The sequence below is a fragment of the Nocardia africana NBRC 100379 genome (assembly GCF_001612635.1).
In the GTDB taxonomy this organism is placed as follows: domain Bacteria; phylum Actinomycetota; class Actinomycetes; order Mycobacteriales; family Mycobacteriaceae; genus Nocardia; species Nocardia africana.
In genome coordinates, this window is sequence record NZ_BDAV01000011.1 from 290,248 (window position 1) to 307,793 (window position 17,546).

A 17,546-nucleotide genomic window follows, 5' to 3' on the forward strand; every position below is an offset into this window, starting at 1 on the left:
TCCGGATCGACGAGGAGATTTCATGACCGCCACCGCCCAGCCCGCGCAGGTGATCCTGAACGTCAACGTTCTCGACGTCGGAATCGCTCCCGGCGCATGGACTCTCGGTGATGTGCCCGCGGGGGCCTTCGTCGATGCCGGGCATTTCGTGCAGGCCGCCCGGACCGCCGAACGCGGCACCCTCGATGCGCTGTTCCTCGCCGACGGGCCGGCCCTGCGCGAGGATCCGCGCCACAAGCCCGGACGCGCGCTCGAGCCCGGGGTCATCCTGTCGGCGGTCGCCGCCGAGACCGAGCATCTCGGTCTCATCGGCACCTTGTCGACCACATTCAACGATCCGGTCGACTTGGCCGAGCGGCTGCTGTCGCTCGACCACGCCTCCGGCGGGCGGCTGGGCTGGAACGTGGTGACGACCTATTCGCCCGCGGCGGCCGGCAATTTCGGTCTGAGCGAGATGCCCGATCGTGATGCGCGCTACCGCCGGGCCGCGGAATTCGTCGAGGTGGTGCGCGAACTGTGGGACAGCGCGCTGGCCGGCGGAGTCGTCCACCATCACGGCGAATACTTCGACGTGGAGTGGGGACTGCGCACGCCGCCCTCGGCGCAGGGCTATCCACTGCTCGTCCAGGCCGGTGGATCGCCTGCCGGGCGGATCCTGGCCGGCCGCAGCGCGCACGCCGTGTTCTCGGCGGAACTGACGGCATCCGCGGCGCTCCGGCACTACCGGCACGTGAAAGCCGTCGCGTGCGAAGCCGGGCGTGATCCTGCCGAGGTGAAGATCCTGCCGGGACTCACCACGGTCATCGGGTCCACCGAAGCCGAAGCACTGCAACGGTTTCAGACCCTGTTCCGATCGGTCGACGAGGGGCCCGAGCGGGTACGCCTGGAGGCGACCCTCGGCGTGCCGCTGGATTCGCTGGATTTCGACCGTCCGCTTCCCGAGGCGGTGCTGGCCGGCCCACCGGATCCGAGTACCTTCTCCGCCTCGCTGGGCTTCCGGGAGTCGATCGTCGAACTGGCCCGCGAACGCGATCTGACGCTGCGGGAGTTGATTCGGGAACTGCGCGGGGGCGCCGGTCATCGCGCGGTGATCGGAACACCCGAGGACGTCGCCGACACGATCGAGGACTGGTTCCGCCGCGGCGCCGCCGACGGCTTCAACCTCATGCCCGACGCCTTTCCCTCGGGCCTGACCACCGTCGTCGACGAAGTGGTCCCGATCCTGCGCCGCCGCGGACTATTCCGGCACGAATACGCCGAATCGACGCTGCGGGAACGCTTCGGATCACCGGTGCCCGCGCCTGCCGCCGTGCGGGTGTGACCTGTCGTCTTCGTTCAGATTCGCTTCAACGACGGTGTAGTCGATCTGGCCGATCGCAACCCTCGGAACCGTTCCCGGACCGGCCTAGCCTGAGCGCACGCCCCGAGGCGTCCGATCTGACGAGCGCATCGCGCCGCCACCCGAAACGAATCGAAACCTATGTCACACAGAAGAATTCACCGCCGCCCGATCGCGCTGGCGATCGCACTGATCAACGCGGCGGTGGTCGCCGGATGCGCCACGCCCGCCAAGCAGGTCGCCGTGAGCGACGACAACGCCACGCCCGTACCCGGCGGGACCCTGCGGTTCGGCCTTCTCGATGCTCCGGCGAATCTCGACCCGCACTCCGGCAGCTCCTATCCGGAATCGCTGATCACCAGCAACATCACCGACAAACTCGTCTACCAGAATCCGAAGACCGGTGCGCTGGAGCCGTGGCTGGCCACCTCGTGGCAGTACAACAACGCCCTCACCCAGTTCACCTTCCATCTGCGCGACGACGTCACCTTCAGCGACGGAACGAAGTTCACCGCCGATTCGGTGAAGGAGAACTTCGACCTGCTCGGCCGGGGCGACCAGCGACTGGGAATCGTTCCGGTGACCGCGTACTGGGTGGGATATCAGGGCACCGAGGTGGTCGATCCGACGACGGTGCGGGTGAGTTTCGATCGGCCCAGTGCCGGGTTTCTGCAAGCGTTGTCGCTGTACTTCTCGGGAATCGTGGCGCATTCGACGCTGGTTCTGCCGAAAGAACAACGCAGCCAAGCCCAGAATGTCGTGGGAACCGGGCCGTTCACCATCGCCCAGCACATCTACCAGCAGAAGACGGTCCTGAAGAAGCGGGCCGGCTACCACTGGGCGCCGGCGAGCCGCAAGCACAACGGTGACGCGTATCTGGACGCGGTGGAGATCGACGTCATCCCCGAGGCCGGAGTGCGCACCGGTGCGTTGCGGGCGGGAACCGTCGACGCGATCCTCGATGTCAACAACACCGACGAGGCCCCGCTGCAGGCGCAGGGATACCGGATCGTGCCGCAGCTCATCCCGGGTCGCGACATCTCGCTGGACTTCAAGACCGACCGCTTCCCGACCGACGACAAGGCCGTACGGCAGGCGGTGCGGCTGGGCTGGAGCCGCGACGCGCTGGTCAAGACGGTGCTGACGCCGAGCTACAAGGTATCCAGTTCGGTTGTGTCGCAACGTGTCCCGGGCTATGTGGACTTCTCCGCAGATCTGCGCGAGAACCAGGGCGAAGCCGAACGGATTCTCGAGGCCGGCGGCTGGCACAAGGGTGCCGACGGCATCCGGGTCAAGGACGGGCGGCGACTGCAACTCGACCTGCTCGGCATCGACAATCTGGTCAACAACAAGCCCGCCTACCAGCTGATCCAGCAGGATCTGCGCAAGATCGGCATCGACCTGCAGCTCAATGCGCTGCCGATTCCCGACTACACCGCCGCCAGTACGCAGCAGGGCCGCTGGAACATTCAGGCCGCCAACCAGAGTCGTGCCGATATCTCGGTGCTCGAACAGGTGTACTCCCCGCAGTACGGGAATATGGCCAAACTCGCGCCGGGAAGTCCCGAGGCGAACGAGGCGGTCGCGAAACTGAGTGCGCTGAGCAAAACCCTCGATCCCGCTCAGCGGGCGAAGGCCGCGGAGGAGGCGCAGCGGTACCTGCTCGACGAGCAGGTGCTCACCGTCCCGGTGTACAACCCCGCGCAGGTGACCGCCGCCGGCGCCAAGGTGCACAACATCGGCTACGAGGCGCAGTCGCGGAACGTGTTCTACGACACCTGGATCGAGCAGGGGTAGTCGTGCTGCGCTATGTGGCCGCGAAGCTCGCCCAGGCCGTATTCGTGGTGTGGGGCGCCTACACCGTGACCTTCGCGCTGCTCTACGTCCTGCCCTACGACGCGGTCGACGTGCTGTTCGATCCGACTCAGGGTGATCTGATCACCGCGGGCGACAAGCAGAAGGCGCGCGTCTACTACGGTCTGGACCACTCGCTGTTCGGCCAGTATCTGCATCGTCTGGGACAGGCTGTGCACGGTGATTTCGGCCGCTCCACCCGCACCGGGCAGGATGCGTGGGCGATGATCAGCGGTGTTCTGCCGCAGACCGCGGTGCTGGCGGTCACCGCTCTGGTCCTGGCGGTCGCGCTGGCGACGGTGGTGGCGATCGTGGCCGCGTACACGCGGTGGCGGTGGCTGGCGGAACTGTTCGCGACGCTGCCGGCGGCCGGGGTGTCGATTCCGGTGTTCCTGCTGGGATTGGCCGCGCTGCAGGTGTTCTCGTTCCGGCTGGGCTGGTTCCCGCCGATCGGCAACGACGGCATCGCGAGCCTGGTGCTGCCGGCGGTGACGCTCGCGATCCCGGTGTCGGCACCGATCGCGCGGCTGTTGCTGGAGAATCTCGACAGCGGGATGCGCGCGGGCTACGTGACGGTGTCGCTGGCCAAGGGTGCGACCCGGTTGTGGGTGGTGGTGCGCGAGGTCCTGCGCAATGCCGCGCTGCCCGCCCTGACCATCGCCGGGGTGACCTTCGGGAATCTCCTGGCCGGTGCGGTGATCGTCGAAACCGTTTTCTCCCGTTCGGGTTTGGGCCGTCTGACCGAGACGGCGGTCCGCACCCAGGACGTCGCGGTGGTGCAGGCCGTGGTGGTGCTCGCGGCGGTGATATTCGTGGTGGTGAATCTGATGGTCGATCTGGTGTATCCGGTGCTGGACCCGCGGCTGCGGGCTCGGCTGTCCGCGCGGAGCCCGGCATGAGCGGGCGAGGGCCGGAGGCGGCAGCGCAGCATCACCACGCAGGCCCCCCGATCATGCCCGTCGAACGCAGCATGAGCGGGCCGGAGGCGGCAGCGCAGCGTCACCACGAGGCGGTGGCCGTGCTCGACGAAGTGGAGCCGATCGCAACGACTGTGCAGTGCAATCGTTTTCGTCGATTTGCGCGTACGGCGCGCGCTCGGCCGGGACTGGTTCTCGCGTGGCTGGTGGTGCTCGTCGTGGTGGGCTGGGCGGTGGCTCCGTCCTGGTTCACCGATCACACTGCGGTCGACGGTGACCCGGACTCCGGCTTCCTGCCGCCGTCGTTGGACCATCCGTTCGGCACCGACCGTCTCGGCCGGGATCTGCTGGCCCGTGCGATCTACGGCACCTCGACCACGCTCACCGCGACGTTGCTCGCGGTCGCCATCGGATTTCTCATCGGAACCCTGATCGGTTTGCTGAGCGGGATCATCGGCGGCCGGCCCGACGCCGCGGTCATGCGCTGTGTCGACGTGCTGCTGTCGATCCCGGCCCTGCTGCTGGCGATGACGATGGTCACCGCGCTCGGCTTCGGCACGGTGAATATCGCGCTAGCGGTGGGTGTTTCGGCGGTGGCGTCGTTCGCCCGCGTGATGCGCTCACAGGTGCTGACCGTGGCGGGCAGCGATTTCGTGGCCGCCGCATACGGTTCCGGAGCCGGATTCGTCCGCGTCGTGGTGCGCCACGTGCTGCCGAATTCGATCCGGGCGGTGCTGTCGCTGGCGGCGCTCGAATGCGGCACCGCGGTCCTGGCGGTCGCGGCGCTGGGCTTTCTGGGTTACGGGGCTCCGCCGCCGCAGCCGGAATGGGGTCTGGCGGTCTCCGAAGGCCGCGACTTCCTGGCCACCTATCCGTGGATCGCACTGTGCCCCGGCGTCCTGATCGCCGTGGTCGTGCTGTCGGTGAATCGAATCGGACGCGCGTTGGGAGAACAACGATGACCACTACGGGACCGCTGCTGCGGATCGACGATCTCACCGTGCGGTACCGCGACGCCGCCGGGCCCGCGGTGTCGGGGGTGTCGCTCGAGGTCGCCGCGGGCGAATTCGTCTCGATCGTCGGCGAATCCGGCTCCGGCAAGAGCACCACCATCCACGCCGCGCTGCGGCTGCTGCCGCCCGCGGCGCGGGTGCGCGCGCGAGCGCTGGAGATCGGCGGACACGACGTCTCGCGGTGGAGCGACCGGCGCCTGGCGCGCGTTCGTGGCCCGGTGGTCGGCTTCGTACCGCAGGATCCGGGAACATCGCTGAATCCGGTGAAGCCGGTGGGCCGGCAGGTGCTCGACGCGCTGCGGCTGCATCGGCGCGCCGACGCGGGACGTGACCTGGTCGTCGAAAAACTGGCGGCGGCGGGATTGGCGGCACCGGAGCGGGTGTACCGGCAGTACCCGCACGAATTGTCCGGCGGTATGAAGCAGCGCGTCCTGATCGCGATCGCGCTGGCCAACGATCCGGTGCTGCTGGTCGCCGACGAGCCCACCTCGGCCCTCGATGTGACAGTGCAGAAGCGAATACTGGACCGGCTCACGGTATTACGCGAGGAATTGGGCTTGGGCGTGCTGCTGGTGACCCACGACCTCGGTGTCGCGGCGGAGCGGTCGGACCGGTTGCTGGTCATGCAGCGCGGTCGCATCGTGGAGCAGGGGGCGGCTGCCGCCGTGCTGTCGGCGCCGCGCCACGACTACACCCGTGCCCTGCTCGCCGCCGCGCCCGCCGCGCATCCCGGGCGGCTCGTGCCCTCCCCGGGAGTGCCCGTCCGGCCCGCAGTGGCCTCCGCGCAACCGGTGCTGCGGCTGTCGGAGGTGACCAAGGGTTTCGGCGGAGTGCGGGCGGTGGACGAGGTGACGCTCGCGGTGCGGGCGGGGACCACCCACGCGATCGTCGGGGAGTCGGGTGCGGGCAAATCCACGCTGGCGCGGCTCGTGGTCGGTCTGCAGCGCCCGGAGGCGGGCGCGGTGTGGCTCGACGACGTCCGCGTCGACGGCAGGGGCCGCCGGCCTCGGTCGCTGCGCTGGCAGATCCAGCTGGTGTACCAGAATCCGTACACGTCCCTGGATCCCCGCTTCGACGTCGCCGCGATCATCGGCGAGCCGCTGCAGGCATTCGGGCTGATCCGTGATCGCGCGGCGCGGCGCCGGCGGGTGGCCGAGCTGCTGGACGCGGTGGCCTTGGACCGCGCGCATCTGAGCAGGCGACCGGCCGAATTGTCGGGCGGCCAGCGCCAGCGTGTCGCGATCGCGCGTGCGCTTGCCGCCGAGCCCCGCGTGCTGGTGCTCGACGAGGCCGTCTCCGCACTCGATGTGTCTGTGCAGGCGCAGATTCTGCAGCTGCTGACCGATCTGCAGGCCGAGCATGGGCTGACCTATCTGTTCATCACACACGATCTGGGAGTGGTGCGGCTGATCGCCGACGACGTGAGCGTGATGCGTCACGGCCGGGTGATCGAAACAGGTTCGGTTGCTTCGGTTTTCGAGGAGCCTCGGGAGGATTACACCCGCACCCTGCTGGCCGCGGTGCCGGATGTGCGGGTGCGGCTGCCGGTGCCGGCGTGAAACCGCAGCTGCACAGAATCGTTCTGATCGTAAGGATTTCCTCCTCGGTTGCCGGCTGGCAAAGATGAAATCCGGATGTCCCGCAGTCGAAGCGAGGGACCATGTACGACATTCGACGGCTGATCCTTCTGCGGGATCTGGCCGAACACACGACGATGACCGCGGTGTCCGAACTGCACGGCATCACCACCTCCGCGGTATCGCAGCAGTTGCGCATCCTCGAGGACGAGGTCGGCGTCGTGCTGACCCGCCGCGAGGGCCGGGTCCTGCGGCTGACGCATGCCGGGCGGGTCCTGGTGGACCACACGTCGCGGATCGTGGCAGCGCTGGAGGAAGCGGAATCCGCGGTCAGCGCGACCTCGGAAGCGGTGACCGGGGTGCTGACCGTCGCCACCTTCCGCACCGCGCAGATGCGGCTGGCGCTACCGGTCACCGTGCGGTTGCGCGCGGAACATCCCGGGCTGCGGGTGCGGCTGGTGGATCTGCGGCCGGTGGATTCCGTTCCGGCGGTGCGCCAGCAGGATGTGGACCTGGCGATCACCTATTCGTACTCCTTCCGGTCCCGGGATCTGCCGCTCGGCTTGGCCTCGGAGTATCTGTTCAGTGATCCACTGGTCCTGCTGGCCCCGCCGCAGTGGCGTGAGCGAGTCCGGGAGCACGGTCTGGGCTGTCTGCGCGACGCCGACTGGATCACCGCCCTGGACGGGGAGCCGTCGGTGGCGTCGGTGCATTTCGCCTGCCGCGAGGCGGGATTCGCGCCGCGGATCGAACATCGCAGCGGAAGCTTCGAGGGTATGGCCGAGATGGTCGAGCACGGACTGGGAGTGACTATCGTGCCCGAGATCTCGGTCGCCGACCGGCATATGGAACTGGTCGTGTGCTCGATCGACAACGGCATCCGGCACGTCGGGGTGACGTATCGGCAGGCCTCGCTGGAGCGGCCCGCGGTGGCGGCGGCGATCCGGGCGCTGCGCTCGATCGCCCAGCCGTTGCGGCTGGCGTCGTGAATTCACGAAACGAGAAGGAGGAGCCGTGGCGCGACGCCAGGTCCATCTCAACGTCAATATCCTCAATGCGGGCGTCTTCGGCGGAGCGTGGCGTTTCCCCGGAGCCGATCCGGAGGCGAGTTTCGGTGTGGAGCACTATGTGCGGATCGCCCGGACCGCCGAGGCCGGCAAATTCGACGCGATCTTCCTCGCCGACGGGCCCGCGCTCCGCGACGACATCCGCTTCCGGCCGTTCAACAGCCTGGAACCGACGGTGATCCTTGCGGCCGTGGCCGCGGCGACCGAACGGATCGGACTCATCGCGACCCTGTCGTCGAGTTACAACGATCCCTACGATGTCGCGCGCCGCTTCGCCACGCTGGATCTGCTCAGCGGCGGGCGCGCGGGCTGGAACGTGGTCACCACCGCCGGCGCCGAATCGGCGCGCAATTTCGGCTACGACGACGAATTCGATCACACCACGCGATATCGCCGCGCGGCCGAGTTCGTCGAGGTGGTGCGCAAACTGTGGAACAGCTGGGAACCCGGCGCCCTCGTCGGGGACAAGGCGGCGCACCGGTTCGCCGATGTGGACCGCATCCACCGCATCGACCATCGCGGTGAATTCTTCGATGTGGCAGGGCCGTTGAACGTCCCGCGGTCACCGCAGGGCGAGCCGGTGATCGTCCAGGCGGGTGCCTCGGACGCGGGGCGGGCGCTCGCCGCGACGGTCGGCGAAGTGATCTTCACCGCCGCGCAGACGGTGGCCGAAGCGGCCGACTACCGACGCGATGTGACCACCCGTGCGACTGCGGCCGGCCGGGCGCCCGGGAGCTTCCTGGTGCTGCCGGGGCTGTCCACGGTGATCGGCGCGACCGAGCGGGAGGCGGCCGAGCGCCGGGCCCTGCTGGACGAACTGGTTCCCACCGAATACGCGCTCAATCGGCTGGCCGATCAACTCGGTGTGGATCCCGAAGTGCTGCAACCGGATTCGCCGCTGCCGTTCGACCGGCTACCCGATCCGCGGACGGCGGGCGGCTCGCACACCTTCCACCGAGTGGCCGTCGACCTGGCGCGCCGCGAGAACCTGACCGTGCGGCAGTTGCTGCGGCACCTCGGCGGCGGGCTGGGCCACCGGATCGTGACCGGCACACCGGAGCACGTCGCCGACACCATCGTCGAGTGGGTCGATGCCGGGGTGGCCGACGGATTCAACCTGATGCCCGACGTGCTGCCCGGCGGCCTGGATGACTTCGTGACGGGTGTGGTGCCGATTCTGCAGCGACGCGGCGTCTTTCGCACCGAATACACCGGCAGCACGCTGCGATCGCATCTCGGGCTGCCGATACCGGAACCGATCCGCACACCGGAGGTGGCGCGATGACGCGCGAACTGCATTTCTTCGTCAATGTCGGCAGCTCCGGCTACCACCCCGCCGCCTGGCGCGAAGACGACCTGCCCGCCGACGCGTTCATCCGCCTGTCGCACTATCGCCGCACGGCCGAGATCGCGGAGCGGGGTGCGCTGGACGGGTTGCTGTTCCCGGACATCCCCGTGCAGCAACCGTCGATCGCCCGCGCTCCGGCGGCCACGCTCGATCCGATCCTGCTCACCTCCGCGCTGGCGGTGAGCACCGAGCGGATCGGCCTGATTCCCACGGCCACAACGACGTTGAACCGGCCCTACAACCTGGCCCGGCGGATCCTGTCGCTGGATCGGATCTCCGGCGGCCGGGCGGGATGGAACGTGGTCACCACCTTCGCTCCGGACGCCGCGCGCAACTTCGGTCTCCACGACCTGCCCGAGCGCGAGGAGCGTTACCGGCGCGCCGCCGAATACGTCGACCTCACCATCCGGCTCTGGGACAGCTGGGAGGACGACGCCGTCATCGGGGACCAGGCGGCCGGCCGGTTCGCCGATCCCGCCCGGGTGCACGCGGTCGACCACGAGGGGGAGTTCTATCGGGTCGCCGGTCCGCTGAACGTCCCGCGCTCGCCACAGGGACGGCCGGTGCTCGTGCAGGCGGGCGCGTCCGGGCCCGGCCGCTCGTTCGCGGCGGCGTGGGCGGAGGCGATCTACACCACCCATCTGAGTCTGACCGGTGCGCGTGAGTTCGCCGCCGAGATCCGCGGTGCGGCAACCGCTTCCGGGCGTGACCCGGATGCCGTCCGGATTCTGCCCGGACTGATCCCGGTCCTGGGATCGAGCGAGGCCGAGGCGCGGGCGGCGTTCGATCGGCTGCAGCAGCGACTGCATCCCGACAGCGATCCGGTGCGCGGGCTGGCCGCTTGGCTCGGACATCCCGACGAGGTTCTCGATCTCGACGCACCGCTGCCGCCACGGTTGCTGACCCTGCCGGAAGGGCGGATCGGGCCGCAGGGCTTCTTCTATTCGCTGACCCGCTACGCCGCCGAAACCGGATATACCGTGCGCCGGTTGCTGACCGAATTCCTCGGCGGGCACCGCGTCGTCGCCGGAACACCGGACGCGGTGGCCGACCACATCGAGCACTGGTTCCGCACCGGCGCGGTGGACGGATTCACGATCATCCCCGCGGTCTTGCCGGCGTCGCTGGCCGATTTCGTCGATCAGGTGGTGCCGCTGCTGCGTGCCCGAGGCCTGTTCCGCCGCGAATACACCGGCACCACCCTGCGTCACCATCTCGGTCTGCCGGAGCCGTCGAACTCTTTCGCACCGGCCCTCGCGGCCACCGACGGAAAGTGACAACCCACCACATGATACCCGGCCTGACGCCGTTCTGTACAACGCCGAGCCAGCGTTCCAGGCGCTATCCGGCGCGGCGGGGCATGGCCGAAGGGCGGCAACCACATCCCAGCTTCGCCACCGCGCTGCGCCACCACCGGCTTCTCGCCACCATCGAACAGTCCGCCGCCGAGGGAATCGTCCGGAGCCTCCCATGCGGTTCGGTGGCGAGTTGCCCTTGAACCGCAGTTTCCCGCCGGTGATCAGCCGATGAGCTCCCCGCGCGGATCGTCCGCGGTATCGGGCGCCCAGGCGGCATGCAGCCGGGCGTAGCGGCCGCCAGCGGCCGAAAGCTGTTCGTGTGGACCGTCTTCCACGATCCGTCCGGCGTGGAAGACGAGGATTCGGTCGGCCATCTCGGCGCTGTGCAATCGGTGGGCGATGGTAATGGTCGTGCGGCCCGAGGTCAGGTGCGCCAGGGCGCGCTGCAGTCGCACATCGGTGGCGGCGTCGACGCCGCTGGTGGCCTCGTCGAGCACCAGCAGATCGGGATCGGTCAGCGCGGTGCGCGCCAGGGCGACCAGTTGCCGCTCGCCCGCCGACAACGCCTCGCCGCGCCGTCCGACCACCGTGCGGAGGCCGTCGGGGAGATGATCGATCCACTCGCGCAGCCCGAGCCGGTCCAGGACGTCGAGGACCGCCTCCCGGGAGGCACCGTCGCGGCCGAGCGCGATGTTGTCCTCGATACTCCGGTCGAACAGGAACGGATCCTGCGGCACGATCGTCACCCGCCGGGCGAGCACCCCGCCGTCGATGTCGGCGGTATCGTTATCCCACAGCGCGACCCGTCCGTGCGAGGGGAGCAGCTGCCGGGTGATCAGTTTCGCGAATGTGCTCTTACCGCAACCGGTCTCGCCGACGACCGCGACGTGCTCGCCCGCCCGGATGCGCAGATTCACCGGCCCCAGGGCGAGCCTTTCCGGCACGTAGCCGAATGTCACCCCGGCCAGTTCGACGGACGCCGCGCCGGACGGGAGAGCGGTGTGCCGGGGAGTTCGCGAGCTGATCGGAGCGTCCAGAACGGTCGCTACCCGCCGCAGTCCGGCCTCGGCATTGCGGGCATCGGCGAGGCTGGTGACGGCGAACTGCATCGGCCGTACGAAGAATGTGGCCAGGAACAGGAATGCCACGATGTCACCGGCGCTGGCGTGCAGCGGGCCGATGCCCGCGGCCGTGCCGACCACGATGACCGAGGTGGTGATCAGTCCGCTGGCCCACTCACCGACCGACATGTTGAATCCGACCGGCCACAGCGTTCTGCGCTGTGCGGTGAGGACGGCGTCGATGCGCCGCTCGGCGCTTTCGCGCATCCGTTCCTCGATGCCGTAGCCACGGATGGTGTCGATGCCCAGCAGCAGTTCCAGCAAGCCGGCGTACAGTTCGCCGATCCGCACGCGCACCGCGTCGAAACGCCGCGCCACCAGTCGCTGTAGCCGGCGGCCGGCGATCGGGACGAGTGTGCCGATGATCAGCACCAGCAGCGCCAGCGGCCACGAATACACCGCCATGACGGCCAGCGCTAGCACCATCTGGCAGATGTTCTGGACCACGGTGACGCCGCCCGACTGCGCATAGACCGTCACCATGTCCAGGTCGTTGGTGACGCGGGCGACCAGGTCGCCGGAATCGGTGCCCCGGTCGGCGGGATCGCGACGCAGGATGCGGCTGAAGGCGGCCGCGCGCAACCGGAACAGGACCTGTTCGACGATCCGGATCAGACGCCGGTTCACCAGCGACGAGCTCAGCATCGCGGCCAGCACCGCCGCCACGCCGACACCGACCGCCGCGAAGACGATGCGGGACCGGGCGGCCGGCGTGGTGTCGGTGAGCAGGGCATGGTCGAGCGCGTACTGGATGGTGATCGGGATGACGATGCGACCACCTCCGGCGACGACGACCAGTAGTGCGATACCCAGGAGCGCGGTGCGCGGCAGGGGAGCGTGGCGGTCGATTCGGCGCAGCAGTGCAGGAATCGAATCGCGGTGCGGGGCAACCGATGTCATCGCAGCGTCCCCGCCATCCGATAGGCTCCGATCAGATTCCGGTACCCGGGCACGGTCGCCGACAGAACCTCGTGCGGGCCGTGCGCGACGACGCGCCCGGCGTCGAGGTAGACGACGGTGTCGGCGAGGGAGATCGTCGCCGCCCGATGACCGACCAGGACGACGGTGGTGTGGCGGTCCGTTCCCGCGTATTCCGTGCGCAGCCGCTCGACCACGGTGTGCTCGACCACGGGGTCCAACGCGGAGGTGGTGTCGTCGAGCAGCAGCAGGCGCGGTCTGCGGAACACCGCGCGGGCCAACGCGATTCGCTGCCGCTGCCCGCCGGACAGCTGGGCGGATTCCGATACCACGGTGTCGAGCCCGCCGGGCAGTGCGGCGACGAAATCCTCGGCACCCGCCACACGCAGCGCGCGCCGGACCGCGTCGTCTCCGGCGGTCGCGCCGAGGGTGATGTTGGCCCGCAGGGTATCGGCGAACAGGAAGGCGCTCTGGGTGACCAGCGCGGTGCGATCCCGCAGCGTGGAGGGGCTGATCCTGCGGGTGTCGATGCCGTCGATGGATATCGTGCCCCGGTCGGCTTCCAGCAGATGGGCGATGAGAGCCAGCAAGGTGGTCTTCCCGGAGCCGGTCGGGCCGACGACGGCGACCACGCTGCCGGGCGGAATACGCAGCGCGATGTCGTGCACCACCCGCGCCGCGGTGTAGCTGAATTCAACCGCGGTGAGGTGGACCCCACTTCCGGACGGCAGCGGTTCGGGACGACATCGTCCCTGTGTGGGGTGTTCGGTTTCGGCCGCGGTGGCCGCCAGTTCGTCCTGTCCGGTGACGCCCAGGGGAAGCACTCCGAGAAAGCGCGCCAGGACGTTCAGCGGGATCGCGGTGGTGATCAGCAGATAGACGACCTCCACCAGCGTTCCGACGCCGATCTGCCCGGCCTCGATGCGGCCGACGCCGACGGCGAGAATCACCAGCGCGGCCAGCGGCGGCAGCAGCTCGATCGCCGGTTCGAAGATCGCGCCGGCGCCGCCGACCCGCAGATTCGCCGCCCGCAGCCGGTCGGCCGACGCCTCGAACCGCGCGATCTCCTGATCGGTGATGCCCAGGGTGGCGATGACCTGACGGCCCTCGACCGCCTCGTGCGCCAGAGCGCTGAGCACGGCGCGCTGGTGCTGCGCCCGTTGTGCCCGCGGCGCCAGCACGCGCTGATAGGTGAGATTCGCGGCCAATACCAGCGGTATGACGATCACCGCGATCACCGCGAGCCACGCGTCCGCGAGCGCGATATCGACCATCACCAGCGTCAGCATCCCGGTCATACCGACGGCGAACGGGAAGTGCTGCATGGGATCCCAGGCCATCTCGGTATCGGAGACCGCATGCGAGACGAGATATCCGGCCTGATGACGCCGATGCCAGGAGACGCCCAGGCGCAGATACTGCGCGACCACGGCCTTGCGGGCCGCCGCGGTGGCACCGAACTGGATGTTCCCGGTCGCGACCGTCCGGCCTATGATGGTCACCGCTCGCAGCAGCGAGACCCCGAGCACGAAGACGGCGCCGGTCGCCCCGGCGGCCCATCCGAAGCCGTGGTGGGCGAAGCCGGCCACGACGATGTGATCGGTACACCAGCCGACCGCTTTGGCGCCCAGCACCATGCAGGCGCCGTTGACGATGCTGCAGAAGAAGGCGATCGCCGCCATTCGCGGATGCCTGCGGCAGCCGCGCACCAGGCTCGCCAGCCCGCGTCGCAAGATATTCGCCCCACGCTGCGTCTCGATTCCCGCCGCTGCGAGAACCGGATTGCCCCCATGCTCATGAATCCGACTGCCGGTGCACCGAACCTGCCACGCGTGCCACCGGCACCTCCTCATCTGTCGATTCGTCCACTGTCGCGAAGTTCGTTGTTTATGGCAACGAACTTGATCGGCGTGATTCGAAACCACCATCGGTGTCTCGTGCCGGGGAGAACAAGACAGTTCCGCTTATCGAATCGTTCAGTTCAACTGAACGCTGTCGGCGTCAATGATTAGGCGGGGCAAGGGATTTCAATCATCGTGAGCGCACCCGTCGATTTCGCCCGGCTCGAGTGTTCCACTGTGGCGACCACTCAGGCCGCTGACGATTCCGGCTCCAGGAGGACTGTCATGACCCCGATATCACGACCGGATTCGCCGGCCGAAGCACTGGCGCGCATCCGCGAGGTGCTGGCCGAATTCGCGAAGGGCGCCGGGGAACGTGACCTGTCCTTCGAACACCCCGACGAGTTGATTCGCGCGCTGGGTGACGCCGGATTCGGGCGCCTGCGAGTGCCGGTCGAATTCGGCGGCTTCGATGTCGACCTGCCGACGCTGTTCGATCTGCTCGCCGAGGCCGGTCGCGCCGACTCCAACATTCCGCAGATCTGGCGTGGACATTTCACGACCACCGAAATCCTGCGCGCTGAAACCGATGCCGAGGTCCGGGCGTATTGGCTGCACCGGATCGGCGCCGGCGCGGTATTCGGCAACGCGCAATCGGAACCGTCCGCCGTGATCGCCGCGGCCGAGGCCGCGGGCACCGTGACCGGCGAATGGGGCTCGACCACCACCCAGGTGCGTACCGACGAACACGGCCGGCGGCTCGTATCGGGAACCAAGTTCTATTCCACCGGCTCGCGCTTCGCCGACTTCATCCGCGCGGCGGTGGTCGACGAGGAGGGCAATCGCGGCTTCGTCGTCGTCCCCGCGCATCATCCGGGCGTCACCCACGCCGACGACTGGGACGGTATCGGGCAACGCCAAACCGGCAGTGGCACGACGCTTTTCCACGATGTTCCGGTCGAGGAGCACGGCGATATCGGCCGCTACCGAGAGTCGCTGCGTGGCCTGGACTCGTTCGTGCAGATTGTTCATCTGGCGAATCTGACCGGTATCGCGCGCAGTATCGTCGCCGAAACCGTGGACTTGGTGCGCGGGCGCACCCGCACCAGCCTGCACGCGCTCACCCGCAACGCCGCCGAGGACCCCGAGGTGCTCGGCGTCGTCGGGCGGCTCCAGGTCCGGCGCCGCACCGCCGAAACCCTGCTGCGCCACGCCGCGGTGACCTTGGAGGCGGCCCACACCAGCGGGGCGGAGGCCGATTTCGGATACGCGTACGTCGAGACCTCCGCGGCTCAGGTGGCTGTCATCGAGGCGGTGCTCGATGCCGCGACCACGGCCTTCGACGCGCTCGGCTCCTCGGCCGTGCGTAACAGCACGCACCTGGACCGCCATTGGCGCAATGCGCGCACGCTGGCCTCGCACAACCCGGTCGTCTACAAACCGCGGGTCATCGGCGATCATCTGGTCAACGGCGTGACGCCGCGGCCGGGCTACTACCGGGACCGGCCCTCGGTCGCCGATGCGGGCGAGGCGCCCGCCGAGGTGCGGAGCGACCGGTGAGCGAACACTTGCACATCAACGTCAACATCCTCAACGCCGGAGTGTTCGGCGGGTCGTGGCGCTTCCCCGGGACCGACCCCCTGGCGAGTTACGGCATCGAGCATTACACCTCGATCGCGAAGAAGGCCGAGGAGGCCACCCTCGACGCGGTATTCCTCGCCGACGGGCCGGCGCTGGATCCGAGCATCGAGCATCGCCCCGGCAACAATCTGGAGCCGACCACGGTGCTGGCCCGGATCGCGGCGCAGACCGAGCGGATCGGGTTGATCGCCACGCTCTCGTCGTCCTACAACGATCCCGTCGAACTGGGCCGCCGCCTGGGTGATCTCGACCATCTCAGTGGCGGGCGCTTCGGCTGGAATGTGGTCACCACCGCCGGGCCGGTCGCGGCGCGCAACGCACGGCGCCGGGCCGCCTCCGAGGCGGTCGCCTCCGATTCCGCCGCCCCGAAGGCGGTGTCGCGATGACCGCTGTTCACCCGCATCGCATTCCGGAGGCAGCCGGCCCGACCGTGGCCGGCATCCGCGCTGCCGCCGAGCCGATTCTGCGGCGGCTCGGTGAGACCGCCGCCGCCCGCGAAGTCGCTCGCGACTACGCCTTCGCCGAGGTGCGCGCACTGGCCGAGGCGCGGATCGCGCTGACCGGCATCGCCCGCGAGGACGGCGGTGCGGGTGGTTCGCTGCGTTCCGTCGCCGATCTGGTGATCGCGATCGCGCGCGCCGATTCCAGTGTGGCACAGGCGCTTCGCAGCACGTTCCTGGTCGCGTACCGGGTGGCGAGCCGCCCGGACCTCCCGCAGCGCGAGCTGACGTTGCAGCGGCTGCGGGCCGGCGATCTGTTCGCCGGCACCGTCAACGAGCGCATCGGCGGGGCGAGCGGGCAGACCAATGCGACGGCGCGCCGCTCGGGTGGCGACTGGATCGTCGACGGCGAGAAGTACTACTCGACCGGCGGCCTGTACGCGTCCTGGTTCTCCACACAGGCGCGCACCGAGGACGGTACGGTCCTGCGCTTCACCGTGCCCTTCGACCGCGCGGGTGTCGAGCGGCTCGACGATTTCGACGCCATCGGGCAACGCCTGACCGCAAGCGGCACAACGTGTTTCACGCAGGCGCGGGTGTACGACCACGAAGTCACCGAAACCGATGCCGCTGAGCCGGACAATCCGTGGCAGGGCTCGTTCGCGCAGCTCTACCTCGCCGCGGTCGAGGCCGGGGTGGCGGCGCGCGCGTTCGACGACGCCGTCACCTTCGTGCGGGAGAAGGCGCGCCCGATCAAACACAGTTCCGCGACCGCCAGTGTCGATGATCCCTATGTCCGCCAGACGGTGGGCCGGATCGCGGCCCATGCTCAGGCGGCCCGTGCGGTGGTCCTGCTCGCCGCGGAAAACCTCGCGGGCGTACAGGGCCTGACCGGGGCCGAAGCCCGCGCCGCGGGTGCCGCCGCCGCGGTCGAGGTCGCACAGGCCGGTGTGGTCGCCATCGAATCCGCTCTGGCCGCAGCGGAATTGCTCTTCGACGTGGGCGGTGGCTCGATCACCGACCGCGGCCTCGGTTTCGACCGGCACTGGCGCAACGCCCGCACCGTCGCCAATCACAATCCGCGGCAATGGAAACAGGCCGTCGCGGGCGCCTACCACCTGACCGGTGTGGAACCACCGACCACCGGACTGTTCTGACCCCTGATAGTCACC

At 68.9% G+C, this 17,546-nt stretch carries 13 protein-coding genes; 11 read left to right on the forward strand and 2 right to left on the reverse strand.

Going from position 1 to position 17,546, the window contains the following annotated elements:
- The first annotated feature begins 22 nt into the window (after positions 1-22).
- The 8 genes from NA3_RS20415 (at position 23) to NA3_RS20450 (ending at position 10,392) form a co-directional block, all read left to right on the forward strand.
- Positions 23-1,321, forward strand: coding sequence for an LLM class flavin-dependent oxidoreductase (locus NA3_RS20415; protein WP_062965194.1), 1,299 nt, complete (start codon positions 23-25; stop codon positions 1,319-1,321).
- 159 nt (positions 1,322-1,480) lie between these two features.
- On the forward strand, positions 1,481-3,136 hold the full coding sequence (locus NA3_RS20420) for an ABC transporter substrate-binding protein (RefSeq protein WP_062965195.1): 1,656 nt from the start codon (positions 1,481-1,483) through the stop codon (positions 3,134-3,136).
- Between the two features lie 2 nt (positions 3,137-3,138).
- Positions 3,139-4,092: an ABC transporter permease gene (locus NA3_RS20425; RefSeq protein ID WP_062965196.1), complete on the forward strand. Its 954-nt coding sequence runs from the start codon at positions 3,139-3,141 to the stop codon at positions 4,090-4,092.
- Entirely contained in the window at positions 4,089-5,072 is a 984-nt protein-coding gene (locus NA3_RS20430) for an ABC transporter permease (RefSeq protein ID WP_084491703.1), read from the forward strand. The genes NA3_RS20425 and NA3_RS20430 overlap by 4 nt, the downstream gene beginning before the upstream one ends.
- Positions 5,069-6,682 carry a dipeptide ABC transporter ATP-binding protein gene (locus tag NA3_RS20435; protein ID WP_062965197.1) on the forward strand — a complete coding sequence of 538 codons (1,614 nt, stop codon included), beginning with the start codon at positions 5,069-5,071 and terminating at the stop codon, positions 6,680-6,682. The genes NA3_RS20430 and NA3_RS20435 overlap by 4 nt, the downstream gene beginning before the upstream one ends.
- Before the next feature lie 101 nt (positions 6,683-6,783).
- The gene (locus NA3_RS20440) at positions 6,784-7,689 is read left to right on the forward strand and encodes a LysR family transcriptional regulator (protein WP_062965198.1); all 906 of its coding nucleotides are present in this window, start codon (positions 6,784-6,786) and stop codon (positions 7,687-7,689) included.
- Between the two features lie 25 nt (positions 7,690-7,714).
- Complete coding sequence (locus tag NA3_RS20445; protein WP_062965199.1) at positions 7,715-9,052, forward strand: LLM class flavin-dependent oxidoreductase; 1,338 nt, start codon at positions 7,715-7,717, stop codon at positions 9,050-9,052.
- Positions 9,049-10,392, forward strand: a complete 1,344-nt coding sequence (locus tag NA3_RS20450) for an NtaA/DmoA family FMN-dependent monooxygenase (RefSeq protein WP_062965200.1) — start codon at positions 9,049-9,051, stop codon at positions 10,390-10,392. Before NA3_RS20445 ends, NA3_RS20450 begins: the two co-directional genes overlap by 4 nt.
- A gap of 242 nt (positions 10,393-10,634) precedes the next feature.
- On the opposite strand, the gene NA3_RS20455 is transcribed toward NA3_RS20450, so the two are convergent.
- On the reverse strand, positions 10,635-12,434 hold the full coding sequence (locus NA3_RS20455) for an ABC transporter ATP-binding protein (RefSeq protein ID WP_062965201.1): 1,800 nt from the start codon (positions 12,432-12,434) through the stop codon (positions 10,635-10,637).
- Entirely contained in the window at positions 12,431-14,134 is a 1,704-nt protein-coding gene (locus NA3_RS20460) for an ABC transporter ATP-binding protein (RefSeq protein WP_062965202.1), read from the reverse strand. Before NA3_RS20460 ends, NA3_RS20455 begins: the two co-directional genes overlap by 4 nt.
- A gap of 444 nt (positions 14,135-14,578) precedes the next feature.
- On the opposite strand from NA3_RS20460, the gene NA3_RS20465 reads away from it, so the two are divergent.
- The 3 genes from NA3_RS20465 to NA3_RS20475 are packed head-to-tail and all read left to right on the forward strand — an operon-like array spanning position 14,579 to position 17,531.
- Positions 14,579-15,853, forward strand: coding sequence for an acyl-CoA dehydrogenase family protein (locus tag NA3_RS20465; RefSeq protein WP_062965203.1), 1,275 nt, complete (start codon positions 14,579-14,581; stop codon positions 15,851-15,853).
- Positions 15,850-16,320, forward strand: a complete 471-nt coding sequence (locus NA3_RS20470) for an LLM class flavin-dependent oxidoreductase (protein WP_227995225.1) — start codon at positions 15,850-15,852, stop codon at positions 16,318-16,320. Before NA3_RS20465 ends, NA3_RS20470 begins: the two co-directional genes overlap by 4 nt.
- Positions 16,317-17,531: an acyl-CoA dehydrogenase family protein gene (locus tag NA3_RS20475; protein ID WP_062965204.1), complete on the forward strand. Its 1,215-nt coding sequence runs from the start codon at positions 16,317-16,319 to the stop codon at positions 17,529-17,531. The genes NA3_RS20470 and NA3_RS20475 overlap by 4 nt, the downstream gene beginning before the upstream one ends.
- Positions 17,532-17,546: the final 15 nt, after the last annotated feature.

Coding starts and splice junctions, on each gene's coding strand:
- NA3_RS20420 (WP_062965195.1), top strand. CDS start 1,481: ATGTCACACAGAAGAATTCACCGCCGCCCGATCGCGCTGGCGATCGCA.
- NA3_RS20475 (WP_062965204.1), top strand. CDS start 16,317: ATGACCGCTGTTCACCCGCATCGCATTCCGGAGGCAGCCGGCCCGACC.
- NA3_RS20450 (WP_062965200.1), top strand. CDS start 9,049: ATGACGCGCGAACTGCATTTCTTCGTCAATGTCGGCAGCTCCGGCTAC.
- NA3_RS20455 (WP_062965201.1), bottom strand. CDS start 12,434: ATGACATCGGTTGCCCCGCACCGCGATTCGATTCCTGCACTGCTGCGC.
- NA3_RS20435 (WP_062965197.1), top strand. CDS start 5,069: ATGACCACTACGGGACCGCTGCTGCGGATCGACGATCTCACCGTGCGG.
- NA3_RS20465 (WP_062965203.1), top strand. CDS start 14,579: ATGACCCCGATATCACGACCGGATTCGCCGGCCGAAGCACTGGCGCGC.
- NA3_RS20440 (WP_062965198.1), top strand. CDS start 6,784: ATGTACGACATTCGACGGCTGATCCTTCTGCGGGATCTGGCCGAACAC.
- NA3_RS20460 (WP_062965202.1), bottom strand. CDS start 14,134: ATGGCGGCGATCGCCTTCTTCTGCAGCATCGTCAACGGCGCCTGCATG.
- NA3_RS20415 (WP_062965194.1), top strand. CDS start 23: ATGACCGCCACCGCCCAGCCCGCGCAGGTGATCCTGAACGTCAACGTT.
- NA3_RS20430 (WP_084491703.1), top strand. CDS start 4,089: ATGAGCGGGCGAGGGCCGGAGGCGGCAGCGCAGCATCACCACGCAGGC.